The organism is Streptomyces sp. NPDC096132 (assembly GCF_044763345.1).
Classification (GTDB): domain Bacteria; phylum Actinomycetota; class Actinomycetes; order Streptomycetales; family Streptomycetaceae; genus Streptomyces.
In genome coordinates this window covers 723,928-743,453 of sequence record NZ_JBIWGA010000002.1, presented here as the reverse complement: position 1 = coordinate 743,453, position 19,526 = coordinate 723,928, and the positions used below count along the sequence as shown (strand labels likewise).

The window sequence follows — 19,526 nt, the reverse complement described above, 5'->3', positions numbered from 1 at the left end:
GGAACTGCTGGAGCAATCCCTGATGCGGTTCGTCGCCGACGGCAAACCGGGATCTCTGTAGGTCAGCCCGCAGGGCCCATTCTGTTAGGCGCTGTAAGGCGAGCGGGCGCCGAAAGGGTGGGGGCATGGCCGGTCGGGCGCTGCCGTGACCAGAGCGAGGGGGTGCTGTGGACCTCCCCCGTTGAGGGCGCCTGTCCTGGCCTCGCCGTTCCTGACCGTACTGGTCAAGGTCTTGGGGAGCTGGCGATGTCGCACTCGAACCACACCGTCTTTCCGCCCCCGGGTGTCGGCGACACGCCCCACTTGTCGACCACGGTGCCCAGGAGGAAGAGGCCGCGGCCCGTCTCCGACTCCGGGTCCAAGGTGAGGGACTGGGCGGGGAGTTCGGGGTGGTCGTCCGTCACCTCCACCCGGACTCCCTCCGGCCGCTTCAGCAGGAGCAACTTGCAGCGGCGGTCCGGGACATGGCGGTAGACGTTGGCGATCAGTTCTGTCGTTGCCAACTCGACTGCGTCCGTGAGGGGTTCGAGTTCCCAGTACTCCAGGAATCTGCGGATGATGCGGCGGATGTGGCCGGCCGAGTGGGTGCCGACCGTGAGGGTCATGCGGTACTGCGTGGGGATCGGCGGGGCGTAGATGGAGGGGAAGTATCCGTTCACGGGACCAGCGTGACCGGCTGTGACTACGCTGGGCTACAGAACGAATGCAACGCGTGCCGTCGTGAGAGGGGACTCCCCGTGGTCCACATCAACGTCCTCGACCCTGGTGCCTCGCCGCTCGACTACTACGGTTTCGAGCTCCGGCGGTTGCGGGAGGCCGCTGGGCTCACGCAACGTCAACTGGGCGATGTTCTCAACTACACCGGGTCGTTGGTGGGGCAGATCGAGACCGCCCGGAAGGTGCCGACGCCGGAGTTCAGTGAGCGGGTGGACGCGGCGCTCGTGACCGGTGGGTTCTTCACCCGGCTCGTCGACCTTGTGCTCCGTAGCCAACTTCCGGCCTGGTTCAGGCAGACGGCCGAGCTGGAAGCGCGGGCCGTCGAGATCTGTACCTTTCAGACCAACCTCATTCATGGTCTGCTGCAAACCCCGGCGTACGCGCGTGCGGTCCTTGGCGTGCTTGACCGGACCGACCTCGACGACCGCACCGCCGTCCGACTCGCCCGCCAGCGCATTCTCGAGAAGGGCGACCCTCCTGTCTTTTGGGTCGTCCTCACGGAGGGCGTGCTGTGTCAGGAGATCGGCGGTCGGCAGGTCATGCGGGCACAACTCGCCCACTTGTTGTCGTTCGAGGGTAATCCTCGGATCAACATCCAGGTGCTGCCGTTCGCGGTCGGAGCGCACCCGGGGACACAAGGCTCGTTCACCCTCTTCCGCTTCGCCAGCGACCCGGCCATCGTCTACACCGAGGGGTACGGCAGTGGCCATCCGAGCGCGAACTTGGACACCGTCAAGGACTGTTCACTCCGTTACGATCATCTCCGGGCCGCCGCTCTCTCCCTCAAGGATTCGGCGGAGCTGATCCGGCGAGTGATGGAGGAGCGCTATGGAGAGCAGCATCTGGCGTAAGTCGTCGTACAGCGGCGACCAGGGCGGCGAGTGCGTAGAGATCGCCGAGACCTACTCCACCATCGCCGTCCGCGACTCCAAGAACCCGGCGGGCCCCATCCTCACGCTCCGGCCCGCCGTGTTCTCGAACTTCCTCTCCTGGGCGGCCGCTACAGCCGCTGAATGATCGTCCCCGTCGCCAGCGCACCCCCCGCGCACATGGTGATCAGGGCGAACTCCTTGTCGGTGCGTTCCAGTTCGTGAAGGGCCGTCGTGATCAGGCGGGCGCCCGTCGCGCCCACCGGGTGGCCGAGGGCGATCGCGCCGCCGTTGACGTTGACCTTGGTCAGGTCCGTTTCGAAGACCTTCGCCCAGCTCAACACCACCGACGCGAAGGCCTCGTTGATCTCGATCAGGTCGATGTCCTTCAGGGACATGCCGGCCTTGCCGAGTACCGCTCGTGTCGCGTCGATGGGGCCGTCGAGGTGGAAGTGCGGGTTCGCGCCGACCAGGGCCTGGGCCACGATCCTCGCCCTCGGCTTCAGTTTCAGGGCGCGGGCCATGCGTTTCGACGACCACATGATCGCCGCCGCGCCGTCGCTGATCTGGGAGGAGTTGCCTGCCGTATGAATCGCCGTGGGCATGACCGGCTTCAGGCCGGACAGGGCCTCCAGTGAGGTGTCCCGCAGGCCCTCGTCCCTGTCCACCAGGCGCCACATTCCCTGGCCGGCCGCCTGTTCGTCCTCCGTGGTCGGGACCTGGACGGCGAAGGTCTCCTTCTTGAAGCGTTCCTCCGACCAGGCCACCGCGGCGCGGGATTGCGACAACACGCCCAGTTCGTCGACGTCCGCCCTTGTCAGACCCCGGTTGCGGGCGATGCGTTCCGCCGCCTCGAACTGGTTCGGGAGGTCTACGTTCCACTCGTCCGGGAAGGGCTTGCCCGGGCCGTGCTTCGAGCCAGAGCCCAGGGGGACGCGGGACATCGCCTCCACGCCGCAGCTGATGCCGACGTCGATGACGCCCGCCGCGATCATGTTCGCCGTCATGTGGGACGCCTGCTGCGAGGAGCCGCACTGGCAGTCGACCGTCGTCGCCGCCGTCTCGTAGGGGAGGCCCATGGTGAGCCATGCGGTCCTCGCGGGGTTCATGGACTGTTCGCCGGCGTGGGTCACCGTGCCGCCGACGATCTGTTCGACCGCGTCGGCGGGGATGCCGGTGCGGCCGAGGAGCTCGCGGTAGGTCTCGCCCAGGAGGTAGGCGGGGTGCAGGTTGGCCAGCGCGCCGCCGCGCTTGCCGATAGGGGTGCGGACTGCTTCCACGATCACGGGTTCGGCGGCCATGGGTGCGGATCCTCCTCCGAGGAACTAGTACGTGTTCTAGTTCTTCAGAGCAGTCTGCTGACGTGATGTGCGTCACCGCAAGGGTCTTGCAGCCTTCAGCACCCTGAACTACCTTCACCGCAATCTGTATCTGATGACGTGTCAGATTTTGGCTGGAGCTGCCCATGCCCTGTCCAGCGCTTCCCGACGGGTTCGACTTCACCGATCCCGACCTGCTGCATCACCGTGTTCCCCTCCCGGAGTTCGCCGAGCTGCGGCTCGCCGAGCCGGTCCGCTGGATCCCCCAGTCGGGCAACGTCGCCGGCTTCCAGGACGAGGGGTACTGGGCCGTCACCCGGCACGCGGATGTGAAGTACGTTTCCACGCACCCCGAGATCTTCTCCTCCTACCTCAACACCGCGATCATCCGGTTCAACGACCACATACCGCGTGAGTCGATCGACGCCCAGCGCTTCATCATGCTGAACATGGACCCGCCCGAGCACACGCGTGTGCGGCAGATCGTGCAGCGCGGGTTCACGCCCCGGGCCATCAGGGGGCTCGAGGAGCGGCTGCGGCGGCGGGCGCGGGACATCGCCGTCGGCGCCGGCGCGCACGACGGCCCCTTCGACTTCGTCACCTCCGTCGCCTGTGAACTGCCCCTTCAGGCCATCGCCGAGCTGATCGGCATCCCCCAGGACGACCGGGCCAAGATCTTCGAGTGGTCCAACAAGATGATCGCCTACGACGACCCCGAGTACGCCATCACCGAGGAGGTCGGGCAGCAGTCCGCCGCCGAGCTGATCTCGTACGCGATGAACATGGCCGCGGAGCGGAAGCGGTGTCCGGCGCACGACATCGTCTCCACGCTCGTGGCCGCCGAGGACGAGGGGAATCTGAACTCCGACGAGTTCGGGTTCTTCGTGCTCATGCTGGCCGTCGCCGGGAACGAGACCACCCGGAACGCGATCACCCACGGGATGCACGCCTTCCTCACCCATCCCGAGCAGTGGGAGCTGTACAAGGAGCGCAGGCCCGACACCGCCGCCGAGGAGATCGTGCGGTGGGCCACGCCCGTCGTCTCCTTCCAGCGGACCGCCACCCAGGACACCGAACTCGGCGGCAAGCTGATCAGGAAGGGGGACCGGGTCGGGATCTTCTACGCCTCCGCGAATCATGATCCGGAGGTGTTCGACAGGCCTGATGAGTTCGATGTGACCCGGGATCCGAATCCCCATCTCGGGTTCGGTGGCGGCGGACCGCACTTCTGTCTCGGCAAGTCGCTCGCCGTGCTCGAGATCAACCTCATCTTCAACGCCGTCGCCGACGCCCTGCCGGACCTGCGGCTCGTCGAGGATCCGCGTCGGCTGCGGTCGGCCTGGATCAACGGGGTGAAGGAGCTGCGGGTCAGCGCCGGGTGACCACCCCCTGAGGGGCCCGGCTCTCAGCCGTGCTCCTTGGCGACCCGGTCCAGGAAGTCCGCGATCAGCGGGGCGATCTCCGGCAGGTGGGTCTCGAGCGCGAAGTGCCCGGTGTCGAAGAGGTGGAGTTCGGCGTCGGGCAGGTCGCGCAGATACGCGCGGGCGCCCGGCTCGGGGAAGAAGGGGTCGTGGCTTCCCCAGGTGATGAGGGTGGGCGGGGTGTGCTCGCGCAGCCACGCCTGCCAGCTGTCGTACCTCTCGATGTTGGAGTGGTAGTCGAAGGTCAGTGCGAGCTGGGCCTCCTTGCGGCCCGGCAGGTCCAGGAAGTGCTGGTCGAGGGTCCAGCCGTCCGGGGCGACCAGCTCGGGGTCGGTCACGCCGGTCTCGTACTGGCCGCGGGTGCCGTCGAGGGTGAGCAGGCCTCGTACGGCGTCCTCGGCGCCGGGTGTGTCGGGGCTGAGGGAGAGGAGGCCGCGGGCCGTGTCCGAGAGGCCTTCCTCGTAGGCGTTGCCGTTCTGCACGACCAGCCCCGCGATCCATTCGGGATGGCGTTCGGCGACACGGAAGCCGATGGGCGCGCCGTAGTCGAAGACGTACATCACGAACCGGTCGAGGCCGAGGCCGCGGACGAACCCCTCGGTGATGTCGGCGAGCCGGTCGAAGGAGTAGGTGAAGCCGTCCGGGGCCTCGGTGTGGCCGAAGCCGGGGTGGTCCGGGGCGATCAGCCGGTAGTGCGTGCCGAGTACGTCGATGAGGCGGCGGAACTGGTGGGAGCCGGACGGGAAACCGTGCAGGAGCAGGAGGACGGGGGCGTCGGCCCGCTCGGGGAGGGACTCCCGGTAGAAGACGCGGACGCCGTCGACGTCGATGTGGCGGTGGGCGGTGCGGGCGGGAGAGGTGAGCATTTCCAGTCCCTTCTAATTCCTTGTTCGGCAGTCCATGCATTAGGTGTGACAGGAATCAGGTATAGCTCGATCCGGCTAACGCGTCAACGCGGAGATGTAACATTAGGCGTATGAATGATCTCGTGCCGCTGACCGGAGAGCCGCTGGCGCTGGACCTGGTCAACACCCGTCCGGCCGTCGGTGATCTGCTCGCGACCCCGGGTGACCTGCGGGCCTGGTGGGCTCTCCAGGCCGACCGGCTGCCGGAAGCGGTGCCGCAGGAGGTGACCGACGGGGACCTGGCCGTCGTGCGCGCCGTACGGGAGCACACCGCCCGGGTCCTCGGCCACGTCCGGCGGGGGGAGCGGCCCCCGGCCGCCGACCTGGAGGCGCTCAACCAGGCGCAGCGGGCCGCGCCGGCGATCGAGGAGCTGACGTGGGGCGGGGCGGCGGTGACCGTCGCGCGCCGGCGCGAGGGCTCGCCGGGGCTGCGGCTGGCCGCGTGTCTCGCGGAGGCCGCCGCCGGACTGCTGGCCGACCCTGCGGTCGCCAGGATCCGGGAGTGCGAGGCCGACGACTGTGTGCTGCTCTTCCTGGCCGCCCATCCGCGTCGCCGCTGGTGCTCGGCTGCCCGTTGCGGCAACCGGGTGCGGGTCGCCCGCCACTATCAGCGGCGCAAGGCCGGCGGGTGAGGAGTTCAGTCCTTGCCGGAGGCCAGCAGCGCCAGGACCCCCGACACTGCCGCCGCCAGCAGCAGCGGGGCGGCGATTCCGTGGTGCAGGGCCAGGGCGGCGCCGAGGACCGCGCCCGCGAACATCGCCGTCACGGCCGCGGCGCGACGGCGCGAGCGTTGGCCCGTGCCGCCGCCGAGATGGGAGTCGGAGGCCAGGCCGGTCAGGGTCATGGTCACGACGGTGGTCGTGGAGAGGGCGGGCACGGCCAGTTTCTGGACCGTCGCGTTGCGCAGACCCATGGCGAAGGCGGTGAGGGCGATGACCACGTAGACCCGGAGCCGGCCGTCCTCCGAGGTGACGAAGGCGACGGCGGAGGCGGCGGTCAGGAGGACCGCTTCGCAGGCGAGGGTGATCCGGGTCCAGGTCCGGCGCGAGCCGCGGCCGGTGCCCCGGACGACCCGGCCGCCCGTGGCCGCGCCCGCGAGGAAGAAGGCGAGGGAGGTCGCGGTGTGCCGGACCGAGAAGCCCGGCGCGCCGGCGGCGGCGAAGCCGAGGATCACGACGTTGCCCGTCATGTTCGCGGTGAAGACGTGGCCGAGACCGAGGTAGCTGATCGCGTCGATCAGTCCGCTGACCACGGTGAGGGCGAGAAGGACGAGGCTGAGGCGTACGCCGCGTGCCTCGCGGTCCGGGGCGGGCGCCACGGGCGCCGGCTCGGGCTCGGGGGTCGTCATTCGGTCAGTGGACCACGCGCGGGTGGGGAAACCGGGTGAGGGAATCGGGCGGAGAAGCCGGGTGGGGAAACCGGGTGGGGAAACCGGGTGGGGAAACGACGAAGGCGGCGGCCCCCCGGATCGGGGGCCGCCGCCGCTGCGTCTGTCTCTACGACGGTGAGGTGGGCGTGGCTCAGTACCAGTTGTTGGCCTGCCAGAAGTTCCAGGCGGCGGCCGGGCTGCCGTAGCGGGAGTTCATGTAGTCCAGACCCCACTTGATCTGGGTGGCGGCGTTGGTCTTCCAGTCGGAGCCGGCCGAGGCCATCTTGGAGCCGGGCAGGGCCTGGACGAGGCCGTAGGCGCCGGAGGAGGCGTTGGTGGCGCTGACGTTCCAGTTGGACTCGTGCTTCACGATGTTGGCGAAGGCGTTGTACTGAGCCGCGTCCGGGATCATCTTGTGCGCGATCGCCTGGGCCTGGGAGGCCGAGGACGTGGTCGCCGCGTGGGCCGGAGCCGAGGTCATGGCGATGCCGGCGGAGGCGGCGACCAGGGCGACGGCGGTGAGGGCCTTCTTGGGGGCGGCGATGCGGCGGATGACGGAGACGGACACGGAGAACCTTTTTCTTCGGGGACAGATGCGGTCGCGGTGCGCTACGAGGTGACTGGCTGATCGCCTGCCCGCTGCATGCGTCGGCGCCGAGGCCCGTGGGCTTGTCGGCGCCGTGCGACGTCATCCAGAGAAGCAGGATCCGGAAGCGTCCGCAAAGACCCCTTTTGCTAGTTGTGGCCGTACTTGGGGTGAAGGTCGTTTGTGTGACCTGGCTCTCAATCCGCAGGTCAGAGGGTATGATGGCGTGGACATGGCGTCCGATATGCACCACTAGGGTGACTAGTAGGTGATGTGAGTCATGTGGGGTGCTTCACCGGTCAACGGTCCTCGAACGTGACCGCGGTCTCGAACGCGGCCCGCCGGGTTGCTCTGCGTAGCGCCTTGAGCACGGCCGGGCCGAGGGCCAGCGTGAGGACGACGGTGACGACCGCCCGGCCCAGGTCCCAGCCCAGCGAGGTCGCCACGCAGTACGCCACGAAGCGGGCCAGGTTCGTGGGGACCGCCGCGTCCGGGTCGAACGCGATGCGCGAGGCGAGCGTGCCCATGAACGGCCAGCCGGCCATGTTCATCGCCGTGCCGTAGGCGAAGGCGGCGAGGAAGCCGTAGAGGGAGAGCAGCGCGAGTTCCGTACGGCCGCGCAGGCCGGCCCGGCCCGGGAGCAGGCCCGCGCCCATCGTGAACCAGCCCATCGCCAGCATCTGGAAGGGCATCCAGGGCCCCACCCCGCCCGTGAGCAGGGCGGACGCGAACATCGTGACCGAGCCGAGCACGAAGCCGAAGCCCGGGCCGAGGACCCGGCCGCTCAGCACCATCAGGAAGAACATGGGCTCGATGCCGGCCGTACCGGCTCCGATCGGGCGCAGGGCGGCACCCGTCGCGGCGAGTACGCCCAGCATGGCGACCGCCTTCGCGCCGAGCCCTGACTCCGAGATCGTCGCCGCCACCACCGCCACCAGCAGCACCAGCAGGCCCGCGAAGAGCCAGGGGGCGTCCTGGGCGTGGGCGTTCAGGGTGGAGCTGGGCGGGGCGAGGAAGGGCCAGGAGAAGGCGATGACGCCGACCGTGCTGACCAGCACCAGGGAGAGAAGGGAGCGGGGGCCCAGGGGGACGGCTCCGGTCCGGGTCATGCGAGTGCCTCCCTCACCTGCGTGACCGTGAGCCACGGCTGCGGGGCCAGGATCTTCGTCACCTGCGGGGCGAAGGAGGGGGAGGAGACGATCACCTCCGCCGTCGGGCCGTCGGCGATCACCTCGCCCTCGGCGAGCAGGACGACCCGGTGGGCCAGCTCGGCGGCCAGTTCCACGTCGTGCGTGGCGAGGACGATCGCGTGCCCCGCCGTCGCCAGCTCGCGCAGGACGGCGACCAGGCGGGCTTTTGCCGCGTAGTCCAGGCCCCGGGTCGGTTCGTCGAGGAGGAGCAGAGGCGGCCGGGCGGTCAGGACCACGGCGAGCGCGAGCGTGAGGCGCTGGCCCTCGGAGAGGTCGCGCGGGTGGATGCCGTCGGTGATCCCCGGGAGAAGCTCGCCGACCAGGTCACGGCAGGTGCCGGGGTCGGCGCCGGCGTCCCGGTCGGCCGCCGCGCACTCGGCGGCGACCGTGTCGGCGTACAGCAGGTCACGGGGTTCCTGCGGGACCAGCCCGACCCGGCGCACCAGATCCCGGGGCGGCGTGCGGTGCGGGGTCGCGCCGCCCACACGGACCGCACCGGCGGACGGCTCGACGAGACCGGTGAAGGCGGAGAGGAGCGTGGACTTCCCGGCGCCGTTGCGGCCCATGAGGGCGATGGTCTCCCCGGGGGACACGCTGAGATCGACGCGGCGCAGGGCCTGGACGCGGTCGCGGCGGACGGAGAGGGCGTGGGCTTCGGCAGGGGGTGCGGGTGCGGGTGCGGGTGCGAGTGCCCGACGGGTGCGGCGGAAGAGGCGACGGGCGGGGGAAGGGAGCGGTGCCTGTACGGGGTGGGGCGCTGCGGGTACTACGGCGTTGGGTGCTGCGGGTACGACGAGGTGAGGTGCCGTAGGTGCCACGGGATGGGGCTCGTGCTCGTCGAGGCGGGTGCGCAGCTCGGCTGCCCTGCGGCGGGCGTCGCGGACCGTCAGGGGGAGCGGGGACCAGCCCGCCAGCCGGCCCAGGTCCACCACCGGCGGGTACACCGGCGATACGGCCATGATCTCGGCCGGGATGCCGAGGCGCGGGGCCGCTCCCGGGGCCGGGAGGAGGGCGACCCGGTCGGCGTACTGGAGGACGCGTTCCAGACGGTGTTCCGCGAGCAGCACCGTCGTACCGAGGTCGTGGACGAGGCGAAGGAGGACGGCGAGGACCTCCTCGGCGGCGGCCGGGTCCAGGGCGGAGGTCGGTTCGTCGAGGACGAGGACGCGGGGGTGCGGGGTGAGGACCGAGCCGATCGCGACGCGCTGCTGCTGGCCGCCGGAGAGGGAGGCCAGCGGGCGGTCGCGCAGGGCGGCGAGGCCGAGGAGGTCGAGGGTCTCCTCGACGCGGCGGCGCATGACGTCCGGCGGGAGGCCGAGCGACTCCATGCCGTAGGCCAGCTCCTCCTCGACCGTGTCCGTCACGAAGTGCGAGAGCGGGTCCTGGCCCACCGTGCCCACCACGTCGGCGAGTTCGCGCGGCTTGTGGGTACGGGTGTCGCGGCCCGCGACCGTGACACGGCCGTGCAGGGTGCCCCCGGTGAAGTGCGGGACCAGGCCGGACACCGTGCCGAGGAGCGTGGACTTGCCGACGCCGGACGGGCCCGCGAGGAGGACGAGTTCGCCTTCGGGGATCGTGAAGTCGACGTGGTGGAGGGCGGGTCGGGGGGAGCCGTCGTAGGCCACGGAGACGTTCTCGAAACGGATCACGACGGCTGCTCCTTGTGCAGGAAGGCGGGGAGGAGGCCCAGCAGGACCGCCGCGGCCGGCCAGAGGGGGAGGGTGGGCGCGGTCAGCGGGACCACCCCGGGGTGGAGGGCCGTCGGGTCCGTGGTGGCGGCGAGGGTGAGGAGGGTGGCCGTCGCGATGCCGGAGGCGGCGGTCAGGCAGGCGCGCGGGGTCCAGCGGTCGGGGCGGTAGCGGGTGCGCGGGGAACGGCGGCCGCCCAGGCGCAGTCCGGCGAGGGCGGCGGTGAGGCCGGCGAGGAGGAGGGGGAGGCCGTAGTCGGCTCCGGCGGCGGTGAGTAGTCCGTACGTTCCCGCGCAGACGCCGAGCAGGCCGCCGAGGGTGAGGGCCGTCGTCGTACGGCGGACGGGGGCGGGGACGTCGGCGGTACGGCCGTAGCCCCGGGTGTCCATCGCGGCGGCGAGGGCGACGGAGCGTTCGAGGGCGCCTTCCAGGACGGGCAGGCCCACCTGGAGCAGGCCCCGGATGCCTCGGTCCGGGCGGCCCCGGAGACGGCGGGCGGCGCGCAGGCGGTGGACGTCGGCGATGAGGTTCGGGGCGAAGGTGAGGGCGACCACGACGGCCACGCCGGTCTCGTACAGGGCGCCGGGGAGGGACTTCAGGAGGCGGGAGGGGCTGGCGAGGGCGTTCGCCGCGCCGACACAGACGAGGAGGGTGGCGAGGCGGAGGGCGTCGTAGAGGGAGAAGAGGAGGGCCTCGGCGGTGACCGGGCCGCCTACGCGGATGCCCTGGGCCCAGGTGGGGAGGGGGACCTCGGGGAGGGTGAGGAGGGTGTGGGTGCCGGGGATGGGGGAGCCGAGGGTGACGGTGAAGAGGAGGCGGATGGCTATGACGGCGAGGGCGAGTTTGAGGAAGGCGGAGTAGGAGCGGGTCCAGGGGGCGGCGGTCTGGGCGCGGGGGCGGCAGGTGGCCACGACGTAGGCGGAGGTGGTGAGGAGGAGGGTGAGGAGGAGGGGGTTGGTGGTGCGGGTGGCGGCTGTGCCGAGGGAGAGGGACCAGAGCCACCAGGCGGCGGGGTGGAGGGGGGTGGGGGTGCCTGCTCGTAGCGGCAGCGTGGAGCTGGGTTGCTGTGGGCGGGTGGGTTCGCTTGCCCGCGCTTGCGGGGTGCCGCTGCGCCCACCCGTGCCGCCCCAGCGGCACGACTGCCCGCAGCTACGCGGGTTTCGGCACGACTGCCCGCAGCTACGCGGGCTTCGGCATGGCTGCCCGCAGCCGCGGCGGTCAGTCATTCCTCCGCCGGCGGGCTTGCCAGATCGCTGCTGCTGCCAGGGCGGCCACGACGGCCGCGCCCGCGTACACCCCCACGGACGGGCCCGTGTCCTTGCCTGTCTCCTTCGTTGCCGTCGGCTTCTTCGGTTCGTTCGTGTTGTCCGTGGAGACCTGCTCGCCGCAGCCCGTTCTCGGGTAGTCGGCGATGGCGCAGAGCAGGGCGTTCGTGTCGTAGCGGAGGGGCTTGGCGGTCTGGGCGAGGGCCTGGGCCGTGGTGGCGTCGGGGGAGACCTGGGCGCAGGCCCAGCGGAGGGCCGGCGGGGTTTCGCCGGACGGGGCGTCCTTCCGCGTGCCGAAGTCGATGACCAGGGCGACCCGCTTCGTACCTGACTTCGCGGGCGTCCTCGCGCAGATCGCGCCGAAGGAGGCCGCGCCCCGCGGCTGGGACGCGTCCTGCGAGTCCTCGCTGACCGCGAAGCGGAAGCCCTGGACGTCACCGTCGGAGGGGCGGGCCGTGCCCGGTCCCTCGGTGGCGTACGTCCACTGGTCGCCGGTGCGTTCCCAGAAGGACCAGTAGCGGTAGCCGGTGGCGTGGGCCGGGGCAGGGGCCAGGAGAAGGAACGTCAGCGCCAGGAGCAGGGCGCGGGCGGGGCGCATCACGGCTGCTGCTTCCTGCGGCCGCTGATCAGGAAGCCGATGCCGATGCCGGCGACGAGGAAGACACCGACGGTCCACCAGGTGCCGTAGCCCGTGTCGCCGTCGTCCTTCTTCTCTGCCGTGTCCTTCTGCTCCGCCGTGTCCGTGTTCTCGAGAACCTGCTCGGTCCGCGGCGCGGGCCCGGTCGCGTTGAGTTGTGCGACCAGGTCGGTGCCGCCGAAGTCACGGGGGTCGGTGCCCGTGGCGTGCGCCGCGAAGACGAGCTGGGCGTAGGCGGCGGGGCCGCTCTGCTTCGCCCAGGACGCGGAGTTCCGCTCCAGCCACCGCAGCGGCTTCTCCGCCCGCGCGGCCCCGCCCTGCGCGGCGAGCGCGACCACCGCGTCGGCGGTGTTGCCGTAGTCGGGCTGGTCCTCGGCTCCAGGCAGGACGGACTTCAGATACCCGTCCTCGGTGAGGGCCCCCGCGAGGTAGGAGGCGCCGTTGGCGGCGGCCTGCTGCGGGGTCGGGTAGCCGGCGTCGGCGCAGGTCGCGGCGGCCTGCTTGCCGCCCTTCACCACCAGCCCCTTGCCGAGCGCGCCCACCACGCCCGCCGCCGTGGCGTCCGCGTTGGCGGCGAGCCCGCCCTTCTTGTCCGGCTGGTAGGCGAACGCGCCCGCCCCGTCGCCCTTGCACGGCAGGGCGAGCTTCACCAGGGCGTCGTACGGGGACCGGTCGTCCTTGCGGACCTTGCCGGGCTGCTCTCCCACGGCGGTCAGCGCGCCGACGACGACGGACGTCGAGTTGGTGTCGCTGGCCCCGCCGGGGGAGTAGCCCCAGCCGCCGTCCTCGTTCTGCACGGACTTCAGCCAGGCGACGGCCTTGTCGGTCACGGCGTCGTACCCGCCGAGGGCGGCCAGGGCCTGGACGGCGGCGGCCGTGCTGTTGGTGTCGGTCAGGAGCTTGGCGTCGCAGGACTTGGCGGCGTCGGCGCGGAACGGTGCGAACGCGCCGTCGGCGCACTGCTGCCCCGCCAGCCACTCCACCGCCTTGTCGGCCGGGGTCACGCCCACCGTGTCCTGCGCCAGCAGCGCGAGCGACTGGCGCCACACGCCGTCGTACGTGGGGTCGGCGGTGCCGTACAGGCCGTCGGGTAGCGCGACCGGCGCGGAGGGCGAGGGGGTGGCGGCGACGGAGGGGACGGCGGCACCCAGGACGACGGCGGTGCCGGCGGCCACGACGGTGGTGGTGGCGGCCAGGGCCGTGGCGCTGCGGCGGAACTTCATGATCGGCGGGTGCCTCTCCCGGTCGGGAGATCCGGGGAGCCGGGCAGCACGGGACGCCCCGGCGGCTCGGCTCCGTAGACCTCGACGGTGCCGTGCGACGGCGGGTTGCCGTGCACGTGAGCCGGTCAACGTCCCGTACGGGGCAGTCCGGCTCGCCACCGGCGTGGTGGCTCACGGTTGCGGGGTCAGCGCCGGAATTGCACCGGCTTCCCCCTGTACGGGTGTGATGACGACCCGGTCACTCTACCCGCAGGTAGCCAAGCGCCTGAGGGGTGGCTGTGAGGGTGACTCCGGGGCCGGTCGGGGCCCGCTATGTTCTGGCCATGACCATCAGGGGGAAGGTGCCCGGCCCGGGCCGACTGCTCGGCTCCGGCCGTACGGCCGACGTGTACGAGATCGACGAGGGGTGGGTGCTGCGCCGCGACCGGGAGGGGTGGTTCGACGCCGCGGCGGAGGCGGCGGTGATCGCGCACGTACGGCGGCACGGCTACCCCGCGCCCGCGGTCCGTCCCGCCGGCTCGCGCACCGACCTGGTGATGGAACGTCTGGACGGGCCGACCATGCTCCAGGCGTTCGGGCCGGCACGCTCGGCCCGCAGGAGGCAGGCGCCGTCCTCGCCCGGCTGCTGCGTGAGCTGCACGCCGTCCCCGGGCGTCTCCCGGACGCGCCCGGCCTGCGCGTCCTGCACCTCGACCTCCACCCCGACAACGTCATCCTCACCGCCGACGGCCCCCGGGTCATCGACTGGGGCACCGCTGAGGACGGCGAGCCGGGCCTGGACTGGGGCATGTCCTCGGTGATCCTCGCCCAGGTCGCCGTCTCCGCCGACCCGGTCGCCGCACCGGCCCACGCGATCCTGGCCTCCCTGCTCGCGGACCCGTCCCGGCTCACCGAGGAGGGCCTCGCGGAGGCGCTGCGGCGGCGCGCGGCCAACCCGACGATGAGCCGGGAGGAGGTCGGACTCCTCGGCGCGGCCGGGGAGTTGATCCGGTCGTTCGCGAGCTAGAGCCGGGGCGTCGGGCCGTCGCAGGGCAGGCGCAGGGTGCGGGCCGCGAGCAGCCAGGAGCCGTCGGGGCCGCGGCGGAGGGTGTCCTCGTAGTGGCCGATCCCGACCGGGGCGGCCGTGACCGGTGCCGGGTCCACCCGGTACGTCGTGAAGTACGAGGTCGCCCTCGCCGTGTCCGGGGACGTCACCTCGACGCGGACGTCGGCCATCAGCCGGCGGGCGTGGCGGTCGGCGGGGTGGGAACCGAAGTGGGCGCGCAGGGCGGCGCGGCCCTTGACCAGGCGGTCGCCCTCGGGCCAGGCCCATGTGCCGTCCTCGGTGAACAGTTCGGCCACGGAGCCGGGTTCGCCGAGGTCGAGACGGCGGACGAGGTCGAGGAGCAGGCGCTGGCAGGCGCGTTCGGCGAGGAGCTGCGCGATCGGGTCCATGGGTGGTGCCCCCAGGGGGAATCCGGGAGGGGTGTGGGGAGCACCGTAGAGCCGGGTCGTGAACGGCGTGGTTCCCTTCCGTGAACGGCACCGCTCACAGCGGACCTTCACGTAACGCTCCGTGAGACCCCCTCCACCTCACCGCGCCTCGCGCCCGTCACACCGCCACGTACCTCACCGGATCGCTTCCCGTCACCGCCTCCGCCCGCCCCAGCTTCACCAGTCGCCGCAGATGGGCCTCCGCCTCCGAGACGGCGATGTTCCGCGACCCGTAGGGGATCTGGTCCCAGGGGCGGTTCCACTCCATGCGTTCGGCGAGCTGCCAGGCGGTGAGCGGGGTGGCGAGCAGGGCGTGGAGGTCGGTGAGACGGGTCTCGTGGTGGGTGAGCAGCTCCTGTACGCGGGACGGGGCGTCGGTGAAGGCGTACTGGTGGGCCGGGAGGATCTCGGCGGGGGCGAGGCGGCCGACGCGTTCGAGGGAGTCGAGGTAGTCGCCGAGGGGGTCGGTGACGGTGGTGTCGTCGGGGTCCTCGTAGAGGCCGATGTGGGGGGTGATCTCGGGCAGGAGGTGGTCGCCGGAGAACAGCCGTCCGTGCCCGGGGAGCCGGGCCGGGTGGTCCTCCTCCAGGTGGAGGCAGACATGGCCGGGGGTGTGGCCCGGCGTCCAGATCGCGCGCAGCCGGCGGCCGGGCAGGTCGAGGAGTTCGCCGGGGGTGATCTCGCGGTCGGGGAGGGCGGGGGAGAGCCCGGGGAAGGTGCGGCGCCGGGCCGTGCGCAGGGGTGCGATGTGCTCGTCGGGGGCGCCGGCGGCGGCCAGCTTGTCCGCCATGTACGTGTACCAGCGCTCGGCTCGGGTCTCCCGGGTCCGCCGCACGATCGACGCGTCCGCCGCGTGCATCGCGATCCACGCCCCGGAGGCCTCCCGCACCTTGCCGCAGAGGCCGTGGTGGTCGGGGTGGTGGTGGGTGACGACCACCCCGTGCACCTCCGACACCGCCGTACCGCACGCCGTGAGACCCGCGGCGAGGGAGTCCAGGGACGTCGGATCGTCCCACCCGGTGTCGATCAGCACGGGCCCCCGGTCGGTGTCGACGACGTACACGAGAGTGAACCCGAGCGGGTTGTCCGGGATGGGGACCCGCAGGGACCGCACACCCCCGCCATGATCGAACGTCCTCGTCATCTGCCCTCCGTTCCACGGCCATTGCCCACTATAACTAGAACTGATGAAGTGTCAGATTGGCCAGGGGGGAGGCCTGAGCGGGGCGCTGTGACCAGCCGTGGAGCGGCCGTTGTCTGTCGTTATTGGTCGTTGTCGGCCGCCCTGGGACGGCCCAGGGGCGGCCCGGCTAGCGCCCACTGCGCTGTGCGCGCTTCGGTGCCGTTTGGGTGGGGGAGGGCTCCACGTTCGAGTGATGTCCTGTCAGTTGGATGGCAGCGCGCGTCCGTTTCGCGGGGGCAGTACCAGCCTCTTCAGGTGATCCTGCGCCGCCTCCTTTCGGTGGTAGCCGTCTTTAATGGCCGCAGGAACCCACTCGGGTCCTTTCCTGACATTGAGTGTGGGTGCAAATTTCTCAAGCTCACCAACACGCACTGCCACGATTCCGAGGGAATCCAGTTTATTCAAAAGAGTGGTAGCTGCTTGGGCTGCAGCTGGATTCTCATTCCACGCTGCAACCCCATACCTCTTCAAAGCTCTCCACGGACTTTCCTTTGCGCGCACCAAAGTGCGAAAGTCTTCTGCGACCGCCGCGTCGAAGGTGTCGTTGAGGCGATCTCTAAAGAATTCATTCAAGGATTTCAGGACTACCGATACCTGGAACTTGTCTCGTGGCTGCCTAAAGGGTTGAGTGGCTTGATCGTAGAGTTTTTCGAACGCTGCCCAGTCCCCACCGAATGAAGAGATAAGACGTTTTACAAAGTCCTTGTCGTCGAGGAAGTCCAGATCTGGACTAGCGACAATAGGAACACTGGCGGAAGACAGGACGTCGATCAGTAGCGGAAGTCCTCCTTTGCCGCCGGATGGCACAAAGAGAACGTCGGACGGAGACAGGGGAAGTTTCTGCTGCGTGTCGAGGTGCTCCAGAGTGGCGTTGAAGAATGTGCAGTCTCGATCCCCTTCGGCCAAAACTGTCAGTTTGTGAAACAGGCCCTCTAGCACGTTCGTGTGACGCAATACGGGATCAGCCCAAATGCGCTTCAGGTTTGGAACGCTCAACTGGTGTGCAGTTGTGGCATTATCAGAGGTTCTATCCAGTCGAACAATCGAGATGTCGGCTTCAGATTGCAGCAGGCCGGAAAGTACGTTCTTGTCATGGGTCGCCATGATCACCTGCACTTTTTTCTGCCGTGCCAAATCCCCCAGGATCTTACCTAGTTGCGTGGCCTGAGGGGGGTGCAGGAATGCCTCTGGCTCATCAATCATGATGATCTGATAACTTGCCGTAATGAGCGGTAGCATCAATCCGATGAAACTGCGCATGCCGTCCCCTTGGTTTTCGAGGCGCGGCAGATCTGAAAGTGCTGTCCTGTATTCTTGTGTGACTTGATCCACGGGGGGAGCTTCAACGGTAGGCTTGCCTACTCGAATGTTCATGCTTTTGCTCAACGTGTCCAGTGTTAGTGGGCGCTGAAAGACTCGTTCACATAGCTCGCTCAACTCCGAGAATAGACCAGTGTCGTCCTGAAGGGCATGGATTGCGTGTGCGGGGGGCTGTTCGATCATGTCCCGCATTTCTGTGGGTCCTACGGAGCTGAGTCTATTCCATGGATCGCCGTAGAAAACGACGAAAGTCTGAAGGCTCCCTAGTCCTCGGTTGTTTTTCGCGCCTGAGAGAAAGTAAGGAACTTGTTCACTGCGCAACTGTGGGCTATTCGGCTTATTGAAAGTCTCGAGATCGTTTTCTCCCAGCGACCGGGAGTGCTGTCGAAGCCACGAACGGGCATCGTCGATTCCCCCGGAAATCTGGAGGGTCATTCCTTCTACGAGTCTAGGTGCGTCACCCGCATGCCCTTGGACGCTCGTGGCGATCATTTGTCGCAGTACGGTTGATTTTCCCACGTTGTTTGGTCCTACGAAAACGGTGACACCTGGCGAAGGGAGGGTGATCGTTTGTCCCGTCGGAATGGTGACATCGGTAAAACTGACTGCGAACTCCTCCGAGTTGGCAACGTGCATTTCGTGAGCTTCCAAGGCGCACCCCCTGCATGGACGGGTCTGAGCCCGCATATCTCATGACTTGGGGCACATCATGCCGCACCACCCGCAGCCTGTGGGGCGTTCAGTAGAACTCAGCAGCGCGGGTTATCGTGCCCGTGAGCCATCGCGCGGAGGGGCGCACCCTGGGCCCGGAATCTTCATGAAGGGTGGCGTTCGTTGCTTGCCGACCTTGAAGGAGTGGTCTATCCCCTGACTGGGTCCCTACTTGCCGAGCCGCTGCCACGGCGGTGGAAGCGCTGTGTCGGAGTTGCCAGGAGGGCGCGCGGGCGCCGGTTGCACCTCCTATCTCTCTTGCAGGGACTTCAGTACCGACTTGGGGTCCCCGTCGTAGACGAGGTGCGGTTCGTCCGGCCCGGGAGGCATGAACCGGGTCCTGTAGCGCAGCAGGTCACTTTCGGCGAAGTAGATCGAGTTTGGATCGGCTTCATGCTGGGCATTACGCCTGCTCACGCGGGACCAGAGTTCTTCGTGACTCGCTTCCAAGTAGACCAGCACCGTGCTCGCACCGGCGTCCGTCGCAATCGAACACCAATGAGCGCGGTCATCCGGCGTCCAGAAACCGTGATCGACCACCACGTCATGACCGGCCCGGAGTTGCTCGCGCAGTTCCTCTGAGATTTCTTCGAGGACCGGCTTTTCGAGGGTCGGAAAGACGCCTCGCGGGAAGTCGACTCCGTATACGCCGTGTCGACGGAACATCTCTTCGTCCGGGCAAAGCCTTACGAAGCCACGGTCTGTGAGCGCGCGGGAAAGTGTCGTCTTGCCTGAGCCGGGGAGTCCTGCCATCAGCACGCAGAACGGCCGGGAGGCGCTGTTGGCGCCTGTCACTGGGCGACTTCCGATTCGGTGCGCCATGTACGGCCGGGACCGCCTAGGTCAACGCCGTACTCCACAACGTTGCTCTCACTGTCAACGAACTTTGCCGTCATCACGACTACCGGCTCGGCCGGCGGGTTCGCGGAGTTCAGCTCCAAGAGTTCCGCGTCCTCGGGCGTCAGTAGGCGCGCTGATGCGGTGTCGATTCGATGGGTGATCGGTCGGCCGGTGGCCTGGGTGATGAGTTGTAGCGACGTTCCGCCCGTCAGGCGGGCGCTGTTCATCAGCTCCGGGATCAACTTCCCGTACCGGACGGGGATCCACGACGTGGAGTGCGCGACGATCCCGTGCCGGTCGCGGTACACGCGCCGTCGCCTGATTACATCCGAACCGGTTGTGACGTCCAGTGCGGCCGCCACGTCTGCGGGTGCAGGCACCACAGCAGCCTGATGCGAGTCGGACCGTTCGCCCGTCCCCCAACTAGATCCGGTACGGCGCCCCCGATCTTGGCGCTGGGCCCCAGAAGACATCGGAGCCGGCTGGTCCAGGACCTCTGTTCCGATTCCGTGGATCCCTCGGACAAGACCCTCGTTGCGCAGCTTGCGCAGGGCTTTCTCGGCCGTCGCGGTGCTCACCTGCCACTCTTCCGCGAGGTTCTTGATGCTCGGCAAGAGCGATCCCGGCTGTAGCTGACCAGACGTAATCAGCTCCGTGTAGTGGGCGGCGATCTTCGCGTACGGCGCCCGATTGTCAGCCTGGCCTGCCATGTCGCTGGCTCCTTGTCGTCACTTCCCTGAGGTTCCCTAGCTTACCGCTTGACACCGCAGGGAACCCTAGGGAACCTTAGGGATGCCCGCCGGTCGCTTC

General features: G+C 69.3%; 20 protein-coding genes and 1 riboswitch. Of the genes, 5 read left to right on the top strand and 15 right to left on the bottom strand.

The features are described from left to right. Positions 1–224: 224 nt before the first annotated feature. Complete coding sequence (locus ACIRF9_RS07770; protein WP_403817912.1) at positions 225–659, bottom strand: ATP-binding protein; 435 nt, start codon at positions 657–659, stop codon at positions 225–227. 78 nt (positions 660–737) lie between these two features. On the opposite strand from ACIRF9_RS07770, the gene ACIRF9_RS07765 reads away from it, so the two are divergent. Continuing rightward, positions 738–1,568 (top strand): helix-turn-helix domain-containing protein, encoded by an 831-nt coding sequence (locus ACIRF9_RS07765; protein ID WP_403817910.1) that lies wholly within the window; start codon positions 738–740, stop codon positions 1,566–1,568. Then, positions 1,546–1,734, top strand: coding sequence for a DUF397 domain-containing protein (locus tag ACIRF9_RS07760; RefSeq protein ID WP_403817907.1), 189 nt, complete (start codon positions 1,546–1,548; stop codon positions 1,732–1,734). Before ACIRF9_RS07765 ends, ACIRF9_RS07760 begins: the two co-directional genes overlap by 23 nt. On the opposite strand, the gene ACIRF9_RS07755 is transcribed toward ACIRF9_RS07760, so the two are convergent. Continuing rightward, the gene (locus ACIRF9_RS07755; protein WP_403817904.1) at positions 1,718–2,887 is read right to left on the bottom strand and encodes a steroid 3-ketoacyl-CoA thiolase; all 1,170 of its coding nucleotides are present in this window, start codon (positions 2,885–2,887) and stop codon (positions 1,718–1,720) included. The genes ACIRF9_RS07760 and ACIRF9_RS07755 overlap by 17 nt on opposite strands. A gap of 164 nt (positions 2,888–3,051) precedes the next feature. Here ACIRF9_RS07755 and ACIRF9_RS07750 point away from each other — a divergent pair, with 164 nt between their 5' ends. After that, positions 3,052–4,287 (top strand): cytochrome P450, encoded by a 1,236-nt coding sequence (locus tag ACIRF9_RS07750; RefSeq protein WP_403817901.1) that lies wholly within the window; start codon positions 3,052–3,054, stop codon positions 4,285–4,287. Positions 4,288–4,310: 23 nt separating this feature from the next. Here ACIRF9_RS07750 and ACIRF9_RS07745 read toward each other — a convergent pair whose 3' ends face one another. After that, a complete protein-coding gene (locus ACIRF9_RS07745; RefSeq protein ID WP_403817898.1) occupies positions 4,311–5,192 on the bottom strand; it encodes an alpha/beta fold hydrolase in 882 nt (293 codons plus the stop codon). A gap of 110 nt (positions 5,193–5,302) precedes the next feature. Between ACIRF9_RS07745 and ACIRF9_RS07740 the strand changes: the two genes are divergently transcribed. Then, positions 5,303–5,863: a CGNR zinc finger domain-containing protein gene (locus ACIRF9_RS07740; protein ID WP_403817895.1), complete on the top strand. Its 561-nt coding sequence runs from the start codon at positions 5,303–5,305 to the stop codon at positions 5,861–5,863. 5 nt (positions 5,864–5,868) lie between these two features. On the opposite strand, the gene ACIRF9_RS07735 is transcribed toward ACIRF9_RS07740, so the two are convergent. The 7 genes from ACIRF9_RS07735 to ACIRF9_RS07705 form a co-directional block, all read right to left on the bottom strand. Then, positions 5,869–6,579, bottom strand: coding sequence for a YoaK family protein (locus ACIRF9_RS07735; RefSeq protein WP_403817892.1), 711 nt, complete (start codon positions 6,577–6,579; stop codon positions 5,869–5,871). 172 nt (positions 6,580–6,751) lie between these two features. Then, complete coding sequence (locus tag ACIRF9_RS07730; RefSeq protein ID WP_403817889.1) at positions 6,752–7,168, bottom strand: transglycosylase SLT domain-containing protein; 417 nt, start codon at positions 7,166–7,168, stop codon at positions 6,752–6,754. A 317-nt stretch (positions 7,169–7,485) separates the two neighbouring features. Beyond that, positions 7,486–8,295 carry an ECF transporter S component gene (locus ACIRF9_RS07725; RefSeq protein ID WP_403817886.1) on the bottom strand — a complete coding sequence of 270 codons (810 nt, stop codon included), beginning with the start codon at positions 8,293–8,295 and terminating at the stop codon, positions 7,486–7,488. Then, positions 8,292–10,025 carry an ABC transporter ATP-binding protein gene (locus tag ACIRF9_RS07720; protein WP_403817883.1) on the bottom strand — a complete coding sequence of 578 codons (1,734 nt, stop codon included), beginning with the start codon at positions 10,023–10,025 and terminating at the stop codon, positions 8,292–8,294. The genes ACIRF9_RS07725 and ACIRF9_RS07720 overlap by 4 nt, the downstream gene beginning before the upstream one ends. Continuing rightward, positions 10,022–11,290, bottom strand: coding sequence for an energy-coupling factor transporter transmembrane component T (locus ACIRF9_RS07715; RefSeq protein WP_403817881.1), 1,269 nt, complete (start codon positions 11,288–11,290; stop codon positions 10,022–10,024). The genes ACIRF9_RS07720 and ACIRF9_RS07715 overlap by 4 nt, the downstream gene beginning before the upstream one ends. After that, positions 11,283–11,927, bottom strand: a complete 645-nt coding sequence (locus tag ACIRF9_RS07710) for an SCO2322 family protein (RefSeq protein ID WP_403817979.1) — start codon at positions 11,925–11,927, stop codon at positions 11,283–11,285. The genes ACIRF9_RS07715 and ACIRF9_RS07710 overlap by 8 nt, the downstream gene beginning before the upstream one ends. Beyond that, positions 11,927–13,189, bottom strand: coding sequence for a prenyltransferase/squalene oxidase repeat-containing protein (locus ACIRF9_RS07705; protein ID WP_403817878.1), 1,263 nt, complete (start codon positions 13,187–13,189; stop codon positions 11,927–11,929). Before ACIRF9_RS07705 ends, ACIRF9_RS07710 begins: the two co-directional genes overlap by 1 nt. A 123-nt stretch (positions 13,190–13,312) precedes the next feature. Next, positions 13,313–13,442, bottom strand: a riboswitch (cobalamin riboswitch). A gap of 180 nt (positions 13,443–13,622) precedes the next feature. On the opposite strand from ACIRF9_RS07705, the gene ACIRF9_RS07700 reads away from it, so the two are divergent. Further along, positions 13,623–14,195, top strand: coding sequence for a phosphotransferase family protein (locus ACIRF9_RS07700; RefSeq protein ID WP_403817875.1), 573 nt, complete (start codon positions 13,623–13,625; stop codon positions 14,193–14,195). On the opposite strand, the gene ACIRF9_RS07695 is transcribed toward ACIRF9_RS07700, so the two are convergent. The 5 genes from ACIRF9_RS07695 to ACIRF9_RS07675 form a co-directional block, all read right to left on the bottom strand. Then, positions 14,192–14,623, bottom strand: coding sequence for a nuclear transport factor 2 family protein (locus tag ACIRF9_RS07695; protein ID WP_403817872.1), 432 nt, complete (start codon positions 14,621–14,623; stop codon positions 14,192–14,194). The two genes, ACIRF9_RS07700 and ACIRF9_RS07695, sit on opposite strands and share 4 nt — an antisense overlap. 157 nt (positions 14,624–14,780) lie before the next feature. Further along, entirely contained in the window at positions 14,781–15,806 is a 1,026-nt protein-coding gene (locus ACIRF9_RS07690) for an MBL fold metallo-hydrolase (protein WP_403817869.1), read from the bottom strand. Positions 15,807–16,046: 240 nt separating this feature from the next. Next, positions 16,047–17,801 carry an ATP-dependent nuclease gene (locus ACIRF9_RS07685; RefSeq protein WP_403817866.1) on the bottom strand — a complete coding sequence of 585 codons (1,755 nt, stop codon included), beginning with the start codon at positions 17,799–17,801 and terminating at the stop codon, positions 16,047–16,049. 324 nt (positions 17,802–18,125) lie between these two features. After that, positions 18,126–18,671, bottom strand: a complete 546-nt coding sequence (locus ACIRF9_RS07680; RefSeq protein ID WP_403817864.1) for an AAA family ATPase — start codon at positions 18,669–18,671, stop codon at positions 18,126–18,128. Continuing rightward, entirely contained in the window at positions 18,668–19,426 is a 759-nt protein-coding gene (locus ACIRF9_RS07675; RefSeq protein WP_403817861.1) for a GntR family transcriptional regulator, read from the bottom strand. The genes ACIRF9_RS07680 and ACIRF9_RS07675 overlap by 4 nt, the downstream gene beginning before the upstream one ends. Positions 19,427–19,526: the final 100 nt, after the last annotated feature.